This window comes from Rhizobacter sp. P3_B12 (genome assembly GCF_056402895.1).
In genome coordinates this window covers 1-10604 of sequence record NZ_JBFUGN010000121.1, presented here as the reverse complement: position 1 = coordinate 10604, position 10604 = coordinate 1, and the positions used below count along the sequence as shown (strand labels likewise).

Genomic DNA, 10604 nt, shown 5'->3' with positions numbered 1-10604 from the left:
CCGTTCGCCGCGCTGCTCGACACCCCGCCGCTCGCCGCCCCCGCCGACACGCACGCCGACGACTTCGCGTTCTGGCTCTACTCGTCCGGCTCCACCGGCAAGCCCAAGGGCACGGTGCACAGCCATGCCAACCTGTACTGGACCGCCGCGCTGTACGGCCAGCCGGTGCTCGGCGTGCGCGAGGACGACACCGTGTTCTCGGCCGCCAAGCTGTTCTTCGCATACGGGCTCGGCAATGCGCTGACCTTTCCGCTGAGCGTCGGCGCGACCGTCGTGCTGATGGCCGAACGGCCGACGCCGGCCGCGGTCTTCCAGCGCCTGACGCAGCACCGCCCGACGGTGTTCTGCGGCGTGCCCACGCTGTACGTCGCGCTGCTCGCGAGCGAGGCGCTGCCGCCGCGCGATGCCGTCGCGCTGCGCGTGTGCGCCTCGGCCGGCGAGGCGCTGCCGCGCGAGGTCGGCGAACGCTTCAGCGCGCATTTCGGCTGCGACGTGCTCGATGGCATCGGGTCGACCGAGATGCTGCACATCTTCCTGTCCAACCGCGCCGGCGCGCTGCGCTACGGCTGCACCGGCAAGCCGGTGCCGGGCTACGAACTCGAACTGCGCGGCGACGACGGCCGCCCGGTCGCGCCCGGCGAGATCGGCGACCTGTTCATCCGCGGCCCGAGCGCCGCGCTGCTGTACTGGAACAGGCGCGACAAGACGCGCTCGACCTTCCTGGGCGACTGGGTGCGCAGCGGCGACAAGTACGTGGTCGATGCCGACGGCTGGTACACCTACGCCGGCCGCAGCGACGACATGCTGAAGGTCAGCGGCCAGTACGTGTCGCCGATCGAGGTCGAGTCGGCGCTGATGGGCCATGAGGCGGTGATGGAGTGCGCGGTGATCGGCCTGGCCGATGCACAGGGGCTGACGAAGACCCGCGCCTACGTCGTGCCGAGCAAGGGCCACGTGGCCGGCCCCGAGCTCGAGGCCGCGCTGAAGGCCTTCGTGAAGACGCGGCTCGCACCGCACAAGACGCCGCGCGAGATCCTCTTCACGACCGAGCTGCCGAAGACGGCGACCGGCAAGATCCAGCGCTTCAAGCTGCGCGCCTTGAATGACGCGAGCGAGGCATCGGCCTGACGCATGGTCGGACGCCGCTACGCCGAACCGATCCAGTTCGCCGAGCTCGACAGGCTCGGCCGATCGCTGCGCCTCGAGTACCAATGGGTCGGCGATGCGGCCTCGACGCGGCCGGTCGTCGTGTTCCTGCACGAAGGGCTGGGCTCGCTCGCGATGTGGAAGAACTTCCCGCGCCAGCTGTGCGAGGCGCACGGCCTGCGCGGCCTGGTGTACTCGCGCTACGGCTACGGCCAGTCGACGCCGAAGCCGCGCGACGAGCGCTGGCCGGTCGACTTCATGCACGTGCAGGCGCGCGAGGTGCTGCCGGCGCTGCTGCGGCAGCTCGGCATCGAGCGGCCCTGGCTGTTCGGCCACAGCGACGGCGGCAGCATCGCGCTGCTGCATGCGGCGTCGCACCCGACCGCGGGCGTCGTCGCGATGGCGCCGCACATCGCCGTCGAGGACCTGAGCATCGCGAGCATCGAGCGCGCCCGCCACACCTATGAAACCACCGATCTGCCGCAGCGCCTGGGCCGCTACCATGCCGATGCGGAGTCGGCGTTCCGCGGCTGGAACGACATCTGGCTCGATCCGTCGTTCCGCCGCTGGAGCATCGAAGACGAGCTGGCCGCGATCACCTGCCCGGTGCTGGCGCTGCAAGGCGTCGACGACGAATACGGTACGCTGGAGCAGATCCGCGGCATCGCGCGGCGTGCCCCGCAGACGCGCCTGCTGGAGATCGAACACTGCGGCCACTCGCCGCACCGCGACCAACCCGACCTCGTGATCCACGAAGCCGGCCGCTTCATCACCGGGTTGTCCGACCCCCTCGAATCCTGAACCTCACGGAGACTGGCATGCACCTGATCAAACTCCCGGCCCTCGCGGCCCTGGCGATSTCGATGGCGATGATGGGCGGGGCCCATGCGCAGGCCGCCGGCCCGATCAAGATCGGCTTCATGCTGCCCTACACCGGCACCTACGCGAGCCTGGGCACGATGATCGAGAACGGCTTCAGGCTGTACGTGCAGGAGCAGGGCGGCAAGCTCGGCGGCCGCGAGATCCAGTACTTCAAGGTCGACGACGAGTCCGAGCCGGCCAAGGCCACCGACAACGTCAACAAGCTGATCAAGCGCGACCAGGTCGACGTGCTGGTCGGCACGGTGCACTCGGGCGTCGCGCTCGGCATGGCGAAGGCGGCCAAGGAAAGCAACACGCTGCTGATCATCCCGAACGCCGGTGCCGACGCGATCACCGGCCCGCTGTGCTCGCCGAACATCGTGCGCAGCTCGTTCTCGAACTGGCAGCCGGGCTACTCCACCGGCGTCGTGATGGCGCAGAAGGGCCACAAGCGCGCGATGACGATCACCTGGAACTACGCGGCCGGCAGCGAGGCCGTCAAGGGCTTCACCGAGGCCTTCGAGAAGGGCGGCGGCAAGGTGGTGAAAGACCTGAACCTGCCGTTCCCGAACGTCGAGTTCCAGGCGCTGCTGACCGAGATCGCGGCGCAGAAGCCCGACGCGGTGTACGCGTTCTTCGCCGGCGGCGGCGCGGTGAAGTTCGTCAAGGACTATGCCGCCGCGGGCCTGAACAAGACCATCCCGCTGTACGGCTCGGGCTTCCTGACCGACGGCACGCTCGAGGCCCAGGGCGCCGCCGCGCAGGGCCTGCTGACCACGCTGCACTACGCCGACAACCTCGACACGCCGCGCAACAACGCGTTCCGCAAGAGCTTCGCGCTCGCGTACAAGACGAACGCCGACGTCTACGCGGTGCAGGGCTACGACGCGGCGCAGATCCTCGCAGCCGGCCTCAACGCGGTGAAGGGCGACCTCGCCAGGCGCGAGGCACTGACCACCGCGATGCGCAAGACGACGGTCGACAGCCCGCGCGGCAAGTTCACGCTGTCGGCGGCCGGCAACCCGGTGCAGGACATGTACCTGCGCGAGGTGAAGGGCGCGAACAACGAGTTCAAGTCGATCGCCGTCAAGGCGCTCGCCGACCCGGCCCGCGGCTGCAAGCTCTGAGGTGGATGCCACCACCTTCCTGGTCCAGTGCCTGAACGCCGTCCAGTACGGCCTGCTGCTGTTCCTGGTGGCCAGCGGGCTGACGCTGATCTTCGGGATCATGGGCGTGATCAACCTCGCGCACGGCAGCTTCTACATGATCGGCGCCTACCTCGCGTTCGCGCTGGCGCCGTACTTCGTCGATCAGTTCGTGCTGATGCTGCTGGTCGGCACGCTGCTGGCGGCGGCCTTCGGCTTCGTGCTGGAGTGGGCGTTCTTCAGCTTCCTGTACCAGCGTGAGCACCTGCAGCAGGTGCTGATGACGTATGCGCTGATCCTGGTGTTCGAGGAATCGCGCAGCCTGCTGCTCGGCAACGACGTGCACGGCGTGCAGCCGCCCGCCTGGCTGGCCGGCAGCATCGCGCTCGGCGAGCTGATGTCGTACCCGGTGTACCGGCTGTTCGCGTCGGCCGCCTGCCTCGCGATCGCGGCGCTGCTGTACCTGGTGGTCAACCGCACGCGGCTCGGGATGATGGTGCGCGCCGGCGCCAGCAACCGCGACATGGTGCGCGGGCTCGGCATCGACATCCGGCTGCTGTACCGCGGCGTGTTCGCGGCCGGCGTCGCGCTGGCGGCGCTGGCCGGCATGATCGCCGCGCCGATGTCGTCGGTGTACCCGGGCATGKGCGGCAGCGTGCTGATCGTCAGCTTCGTGATCGTCGTGATCGGCGGCATCGGCTCGATCACCGGCGCGCTGGTCGCGTCGCTGCTGGTCGGCTTCGTCGATACCTTCGGCAAGGTGTTCTTCGCCGAGCTGAGCGGCATCGGCATCTACCTGCTGATGGCGATCGTGCTGGTGTGGTGGCCCGAAGGCCTGATGCGGCGGGGGCACTGATGCCGCCCGCCGGGTCACGCTGGTTGCCACCGGCGGTGCTGCTCGCGCTGGCGCTGCTGCCGGCGCTGCTGTCGCCGTACCTGATGGACCTGACCGTCAAGATCCTGATCTCGGCGATCTTCGCGCTGAGCCTGCAGCTGCTGGTCGGTGCGACCGGGCTGGTGAGCCTCGGGCACGCGGCCTTCCTCGGCATCGGCGCCTACGTGACGGTGCTCGCGTCGCCGCAGGGCGAAGGGGCGTCGCTCGGGTGGCTGCTGCCGGCGGCGATGGGCGGCGCGGCCGCGTATGCGCTGTTCGTCGGCGCGCTGAGCCTGCGCACGCGCGGCGTGTACTTCATCATGGTGACGCTCGCGTTCGCGCAGATGGCCTACTTCGTCTTCCACGACACCAAGCTCGGCGGCGGCAGCGACGGCATCTACCTGTACGTGCGGCCGGTGCTGCGGCTGGGCGACACCACGCTGCTCGACCTCGAGAACAAGCGCCATGTCTACGGCCTGGTGCTGGCCTCGCTCGCGTTCACCTGGGGCGGGCTCGCGCTGCTGCTGCGCTCGCGCTTCGGCCATGCGCTGCAGGGCATCCGCGTCAACGAGGCGCGCATGCGGGCGGTCGGGTTCCGCACCTACGGCTACAAGCTCGCGGCCTTCGTGATCGCAGGCGCGCTGGCCGGGCTGGCCGGCGCGCTGCTCGCGATCCAGGACGGCGTCGTCAACCCGGAGCTGCTGTCGTGGCACGAGTCGGGCGCGGTGCTGCTGATGATCATCCTCGGCGGCCTCGGCCCGCTGCGCGGCGCGATCGTCGGCGCGGTGGCGTTCACGCTGCTGAAGGAGCTGTTCGCGAGCGAGGGACTGGTCGGACCGCTGGCGGCGCACTGGCAGATGACGCTCGGCTTCACGATCATCGCGTTCGTCGCGTTGCTGCCGCGCGGCATCGTCGGCATCCGCTGGCGCCGGGGGGTTGCATGAGCGCGCTGATCCAGGCGACCGGCCTGTCGCGCACCTTCGGCGGCCTCGCTGCCGTCGACGCGGTCTCGCTCGACCTGCGGCTCGGCGAGGTGCACGCGGTGATCGGCACCAACGGCGCCGGCAAGTCGACGCTGATCAACCTGCTGTCGGGCGAGCTGCCGGTGAGCGCCGGGCAGATCCGCTTCGGCGAGGACGACATCACCGGCTGGTCGCAGCCGCGCCGGGCGCGCGCCGGCATCGGCCGCAGCTACCAGCGCACCACCATCTTCGACAGTTTCAGCGTGCTGGAGAACTGCCGGCTCAGCGCGCAGGCCGCGCTGCAGCGGCCGTGGCAGGTGTGGCAATCGGCGCAGCGCTGCAGCGCCAGCCGCGAGGTGGCCGGGCAGGCGCTGCAGGCCGCGGGCCTCGCCGACAGCGCCGCGCACCTCGCCGGCACGCTCAGCCACGGCCAGAAGCGCCAGCTCGAGATCGCGATGTGCCTGGCCACCCGGCCGCGCGTGCTGCTGCTCGACGAGCCGCTGGCCGGCATGGGCGCCGAGGAGACCGAGCGCATGCTCGCGCTGCTGCAGTCGCTGAAGGCGGGCCACGCGATCCTGCTGGTCGAGCACGACATGGATGCGGTGTTCCGCATCGCCGACCGCATCACGGTGATGGTCAACGGCGCGGTCATCGCCTGCGACGTGCCGCAGCGCATCCGCGAGCATCCGCAGGTGGTGACGGCCTACCTCGGCGAGGGGCATGGATGACGGCCGCCAACGCACCGCTGGTCGAGATCGATGCGCTGCACGCCGGCTATGGCGACAGCCGCGTGCTGCACGGCGTGTCGTTCACGGTGCCGGCCGGCAGCGCGCTCGGCCTGCTCGGGCGCAACGGCATGGGAAAGACCACGCTGATCCGCACGCTGATGGGCTACCTGCGGCCGAGCGCCGGCCGGGTGCGCTGGCAGGGCCGCGACGTGACCGGCTGGCCGCCGGAGCGCATCGCGCGGCTCGGCGCCGGCTACGTGCCCGAGGGCCGTGGCATCTTCCCGAACCTGTCGGTGCGCGAGAACCTCGTGATGGCGGCGCGCGCCGCAGCCGACGGCCAGCGGCCGTGGACGCTCGAGCGCGTGCTGGAGACGTTTCCGCGCCTCGGCGAGCGGCTGGCGCACGGCGGCCAGCAGCTCTCGGGCGGCGAGCAGCAGATGCTCGCGATCGGACGCGCGTTGATGACGAGCCCGCAGCTGCTGATCCTCGACGAAGCGACCGAAGGCCTGGCGCCGCTGGTGGTGGCCGAGATCTGGCGCGTGATCGCACAGATCCGTGCGAGCGGCATCAGCACGCTGATCGTCGATCGCAACGTGCGGCGCGTGCTGGAGCACACCGACCAGGCGGTGGTGCTGGAGAAGGGGCGGATCGTCTGCGCCTCGAGCTCCTCGGCACTCGCAGAAGACCACGCGGCACTCACGCGCTGGCTCGGCGTCTGAGCTTCTTTCTTGAGGACCGATACGCGGCGTTACCACCTGTCGCCGGGGCTGCCGTTTTTTGCGCGAGATGACCCCTTCGGCAAGGCAGGCTTCCCTTTTGTGTCAGCTGCGTCAGCATCCGTATCGCCGGCCGCCGGCAGGCGAGTGCCTCCCAACATCGCGCGCAAGCCGCGCCGGCGCTTGCTTCGTGCAGCCGTGCACCGGTTCGGATTTCTGCCGTGCACCTGCCTGGACGCGTCCGGCAGCGATGGCTTGCTTTTTGCGCTGTAGAACGCATTCCGGCCACGAGCCGGGCGGCTGTGCGTTGGGAGCGCTACACCATGAACTTTCTGCCACGGCTGCTGGCGCTCGGCGCCGCGATCTCGGGCCTGCTGTTGACCAGCGGCTGCACCACCACGGCCGGCGCGATCATGAGCGCCACCGGCATCGCGACCGACACCAGCCCGACCTGGGAAATCATCAAGCACATCCACGCCAAGTTCACCGAAGGCGATCCGCAGTCGTGCGCGGCGCTGAACTCGGCCCAGCGGGCGCTGACCGCGCGCTGCCTGCCGTTCCAGCCCGGCAGCCTGAAGGTCGCCGACATCCGCGCCAGCGGCTTCCAGGAATGCACACTGACGATCGCGGCACGCGATCCGCAGTTCTGGCCGGTGCTGCCGGAACTGCTCGACAAGGGCGCGCAGCCCGAGACCTGCTACCAGCCGCCGATGGTCGCGCTGGCCCGTTCGCCGAACCCGGTCGACTTCTCGAAGGCCTCGCCGCAGGCGCTGCGCTCGCTGCGCTTCCTGGCCGAGGGCGATTCGCGCGCGGTGAACCATGACGTGCTGCGCCTGCTGAGCTCGCCGAGCGCGCGCGCCGCCGGGCTCGACGAGGTGATCGCGCAATGGTCGGACCAGGGCGACCTGGCGGTCGGCCAGCTCAACTTCAGCCCGCTGAGCGCACTGCACCCGAGCGCGCTGCAGACGCCGCTCGCGGCCAGGCTGGAGGCCACCGGCCACACCGCGAAAGCCGGCCTCGGCCCGTACCAGGGCAAGCTGGCCGCCGGGTTCGAAGAGGCGCTGCGCACCTCCGACTATGCAGCGCTCGAATGGTGGTTCAAGCGCGAGCCGAAGCTGGTCGACAAGGTGCCGTCGACGCAGGGGCAGCAGCTGCCGTGGATTCCGCTGGCGCGCGTCATCGTGCCGGCGTTCATGAACGACGAGCGCGCGCAGACGCAGATGGTGAGCTTCCTGCTGAGCCATGGCGCGAACCCGTGGCAGTCGCTGCCGTACCAGCCGACCCAGACGGTGGTGGGTTTCGCGAAGACGCTGAAGAGCCCGACGGTGGCGCTGCTGGAGGCCCCGAAGGCGCCGGCGGCGACGACGATGGCGGCCAACGGCGGCAACAGCGGCCAGGCCGAGTAGTTCGCCGGGTTCAGTCCTCGGCGGCCGGTTCGCCGCTGTCGAGGAACGGCCACCCAAGCACCTCCGCGAGGCGGTGCACCACCCACACCGCTTCGTCCTTCGACACCACCGGACCGGCCTGCAGGCCGCGCAGGCAATCGGCCAGCACCGATGCTTGCGAAGCCCCCGTGCCGAAATGCTGGGCGCTCGCACGCTCGCTCAGGTGCTGCGACAGGTCCTCGCACAGCTCGTAGCGCTCGCGCAGCTCGGCCAGCGGCACGGTCAGGCGCTGGCGGGCATCGGTGTACAGCGCGTAGAAAGACGGCGGAACGTGGATCTGGTACTCATCGGACATCGCGCCGATGATGCCAGCGTTCGCAGCACGCGCCCGCCCTACAGCTCGTCGAACAGGCCCGGCTCGCTGCCGATGCGGGCACGCTCGATGCCGAGCAGCCGGCGCTTCATGTCGATACCGCCCGGCGACGAGAAGCCGCCGGAGCGCCCGCCCGCCGCCAGCACGCGGTGGCACGGCACGATCGGCGGGAACGGGTTGCTGCCCATCGCCTGGCCGACCGCGCGGGCGCTGCCGGGCTCGCCGAGCTGTTGCGCGATCTCGCCGTAGCTGCGCGTCTCGCCGGGCGGGATCGCCAGCGCGATCGCGTAGGCACGGCGGTGGAAATCAGGCAGCCCGATCATGTCGAGCGGCGCGCCCGACAGGTCGACGCGCTCGCCGTCCATCAACGCCCGCAGGCGGTCGATCACGACCTGGATGTCTTGCGGCGCCAGGCCCTCGACCGACTCCGGCAGCCGCCGCTGGATGCGCCGGCGCAACGCCGCCTCGTCGGCATCGGGCAGCCAGCTGCCGACGATGCCCTGCGCGCCCCACGCGATCGCGCAGGGCCCGATGGCGGTGGCGAACACGGCGTGGCGGACGTTCATCGCGTCACGCGATGCCGATGTACTTGTGCGTCTGCACGCTCAGGTGCCACAGCGGGTGGGCCAGGCAATAGGCCACCGCCTGCTCGGTGTTTCGCTTGCGCTCGAGGTTGTCCATCGGCTGCAGGAAGAAGTGGTCGAACTTCAGCGAAGTGAAGCGCTCGGGCATCGCCTTCGGCTGCGGGTAGACGAGCTTGAGCTCATGGCCCTGCGTCAGCACCAGCTCGGCATCGGCCTTCGGGCTGACGCAGATCCAGTCGAGCCCCGGCGGTGCGGGCTGGGTGCCGTTGGTCTCGACGGCGATCTCGAAGCCCTGCGCATGGAAGGCGTCGACCAGCGCCTCGTCGAGCTGCAGCAGCGGCTCGCCGCCGGTGCACACGACGAACGGCCGGCCGGCGTGCGGCTTCGGCCAGTGCGACGCGACGGCCTGCGCCAGCGCGAGCGCGGTGTCGAACTTGCCGCCATTGACGCCGTTGGTGCCGATGAAGTCGGTATCGCAGAACTGGCAGACGGCCGTCGCGCGGTCCTGCTCGCGGCCCGACCACAGGTTGCAGCCGGCGAAGCGGCAGAACACCGCGGGGCGACCGGCGTGGGCGCCCTCGCCTTGCAGCGTGTAGAAGATTTCCTTGACCGCGTAGGTCATGCTGCGTCCTTCCGTTGGTTCACGCGTCGGTTCAGATCGGGATCGCGAGGCCGGCCTGCACCTCGGCCTGGTCGGCGATCACGATGGCGCCACAGCCGCGCGTTTCGTAGAGGTCGACGCGATCGACCATCGGCAGCACGGCGCGTGCCTCCTTCAGGATCCATGCGGCGAGTGTCGCGGTGTCGCCATCGGCGAGGCCTTCGATCTCGTACAGCGGGCGATGGTCCAGCGCCTTGAAGATCGGATCGAACAGCGTCTTCACGTCGCCGAAGTCGACGGTCCAGCCCATCAGCGTGTCGAGCGGTGCGGCGAGGTGCAGCCGCAGCGTGTAGGTGTGGCCGTGGATGCGGCGCAGCGGGCTGCCGTCGGGCGCGTGCTTGAGTTGCAGCGCGCTGTCGAGCGTGAACTCCTTCCAGATGCGGTGGTGGCGGCCGTCGAAGTTGGCGCCGCACGAGGCGGTTTCGTAGACGGTGATCCACGACAGCTCCGGCAGCGTGGGCTTCAGGCGCTCCCACAGCCAGCTCGACATCAGCTCGCTGGTCGGGTTCTGCAGGCCGGGCAGGTCGTTCAGGCAGCCGTAGTTCAGCTCGTGGTGCAGCGGGGCCCAGCAGTCGTCGAGGTGGTCGTAGTCGATGCTGAGGTCGCGCGCGCCGAGGTCCTGGTTGGCGTGCATGATGACCTCGAAGCCATGGCCGTGCATGCGGCCGCACTTGTGGCCGAGCGGCACGTTCGGCAGCTTGTGCGCGGCCTGGAACAGGTAGCGGCGCCAGACATGGGCCTGGCCGGTGGCATCGAGGTCGACGCCGCCGTGCGCGGTGCTCTGGATGCCGAGTTGCGTGATGCCGGGCGCGTCGAGCTGCGAGCGGATCCAGCGCGCGAGGTTCTCGTCGGTGGGCTGCGCGACGATGTCGTTGAGCAGGCGGTAGTCGAGCTGCGCGGTGCGCGATTCGAGATCGGCACGCAGGCGTTCGACCTCGCCGCCGGGGAAGGCGGCCCAGCCGTGCGGCAATTCGGCGCGCAGCGTCGCGAGGAAGCTGTGGCCATGCAGGCGGCGCGAGCGATGGCCTGCGGGCAGCAGGCTCACTTCGCAGGCGGACTCGAAGCCGCTGGCGGCACAGTGGAGGGTCTTGATCGGCACGCTGTCTCTGTGGGAGTCTGGAAGCAGGAACGCCCACGGTCCGTGGGCGTTGCGCGGCGCCGTCCACGGG

General features: G+C 70.1%; 12 protein-coding genes. 8 read left to right on the top strand and 4 right to left on the bottom strand.

Annotated elements, in window-relative coordinates; genetic code table 11:
- The 8 genes from AC1D01_RS09480 to AC1D01_RS09445 form a co-directional block, all read left to right on the top strand.
- The coding region (locus AC1D01_RS09480; protein WP_477865796.1) for a benzoate-CoA ligase family protein at positions 1-1128 on the top strand (1128 nt) is incomplete at its 5' end.
- A gap of 3 nt (positions 1129-1131) precedes the next feature.
- On the top strand, positions 1132-1947 hold the full coding sequence (locus tag AC1D01_RS09475) for an alpha/beta fold hydrolase (RefSeq protein ID WP_477865795.1): 816 nt from the start codon (positions 1132-1134) through the stop codon (positions 1945-1947).
- 17 nt (positions 1948-1964) lie between these two features.
- Positions 1965-3134: an ABC transporter substrate-binding protein gene (locus AC1D01_RS09470; protein WP_477865794.1), complete on the top strand. Its 1170-nt coding sequence runs from the start codon at positions 1965-1967 to the stop codon at positions 3132-3134.
- Position 3135: 1 nt separating this feature from the next.
- Positions 3136-4008: a branched-chain amino acid ABC transporter permease gene (locus AC1D01_RS09465; protein ID WP_477865793.1), complete on the top strand. Its 873-nt coding sequence runs from the start codon at positions 3136-3138 to the stop codon at positions 4006-4008.
- On the top strand, positions 4008-4970 hold the full coding sequence (locus tag AC1D01_RS09460; RefSeq protein WP_477865792.1) for a branched-chain amino acid ABC transporter permease: 963 nt from the start codon (positions 4008-4010) through the stop codon (positions 4968-4970). Before AC1D01_RS09465 ends, AC1D01_RS09460 begins: the two co-directional genes overlap by 1 nt.
- Complete coding sequence (locus tag AC1D01_RS09455) at positions 4967-5716, top strand: ABC transporter ATP-binding protein (protein WP_477865791.1); 750 nt, start codon at positions 4967-4969, stop codon at positions 5714-5716. Before AC1D01_RS09460 ends, AC1D01_RS09455 begins: the two co-directional genes overlap by 4 nt.
- Complete coding sequence (locus AC1D01_RS09450) at positions 5713-6435, top strand: ABC transporter ATP-binding protein (RefSeq protein WP_477865790.1); 723 nt, start codon at positions 5713-5715, stop codon at positions 6433-6435. The genes AC1D01_RS09455 and AC1D01_RS09450 overlap by 4 nt, the downstream gene beginning before the upstream one ends.
- 320 nt (positions 6436-6755) lie before the next feature.
- Positions 6756-7838: a hypothetical protein gene (locus AC1D01_RS09445; protein WP_477865789.1), complete on the top strand. Its 1083-nt coding sequence runs from the start codon at positions 6756-6758 to the stop codon at positions 7836-7838.
- A 10-nt stretch (positions 7839-7848) separates the two neighbouring features.
- Here the strand turns inward: AC1D01_RS09445 and AC1D01_RS09440 are convergent, their stop codons facing one another.
- The 4 genes from AC1D01_RS09440 to AC1D01_RS09425 all read right to left on the bottom strand — a co-directional run.
- Complete coding sequence (locus AC1D01_RS09440) at positions 7849-8172, bottom strand: hypothetical protein (RefSeq protein ID WP_477865788.1); 324 nt, start codon at positions 8170-8172, stop codon at positions 7849-7851.
- Between the two features lie 38 nt (positions 8173-8210).
- Positions 8211-8756, bottom strand: a complete 546-nt coding sequence (locus AC1D01_RS09435; RefSeq protein WP_477865787.1) for a methylated-DNA--[protein]-cysteine S-methyltransferase — start codon at positions 8754-8756, stop codon at positions 8211-8213.
- 4 nt (positions 8757-8760) lie between these two features.
- On the bottom strand, positions 8761-9396 hold the full coding sequence (queE, locus tag AC1D01_RS09430) for a 7-carboxy-7-deazaguanine synthase (protein ID WP_477865786.1): 636 nt from the start codon (positions 9394-9396) through the stop codon (positions 8761-8763).
- Between the two features lie 31 nt (positions 9397-9427).
- Positions 9428-10604: 6-pyruvoyl trahydropterin synthase family protein (locus AC1D01_RS09425; RefSeq protein WP_477865785.1), on the bottom strand; the 1177-nt coding region annotated here is incomplete at its 5' end.

Bases quoted from the DNA above. Each gene is read 5' to 3' on its own strand.
- AC1D01_RS09475 (WP_477865795.1), top strand. From the start codon at position 1,132: ATGGTCGGACGCCGCTACGCCGAACCGATCCAGTTCGCCGAGCTCGAC.
- AC1D01_RS09460 (WP_477865792.1), top strand. From the start codon at position 4,008: ATGCCGCCCGCCGGGTCACGCTGGTTGCCACCGGCGGTGCTGCTCGCG.
- AC1D01_RS09455 (WP_477865791.1), top strand. From the start codon at position 4,967: ATGAGCGCGCTGATCCAGGCGACCGGCCTGTCGCGCACCTTCGGCGGC.
- AC1D01_RS09450 (WP_477865790.1), top strand. From the start codon at position 5,713: ATGACGGCCGCCAACGCACCGCTGGTCGAGATCGATGCGCTGCACGCC.
- AC1D01_RS09445 (WP_477865789.1), top strand. From the start codon at position 6,756: ATGAACTTTCTGCCACGGCTGCTGGCGCTCGGCGCCGCGATCTCGGGC.
- AC1D01_RS09440 (WP_477865788.1), bottom strand. From the start codon at position 8,172: ATGTCCGATGAGTACCAGATCCACGTTCCGCCGTCTTTCTACGCGCTG.
- AC1D01_RS09435 (WP_477865787.1), bottom strand. From the start codon at position 8,756: ATGAACGTCCGCCACGCCGTGTTCGCCACCGCCATCGGGCCCTGCGCG.
- queE (WP_477865786.1), bottom strand. From the start codon at position 9,396: ATGACCTACGCGGTCAAGGAAATCTTCTACACGCTGCAAGGCGAGGGC.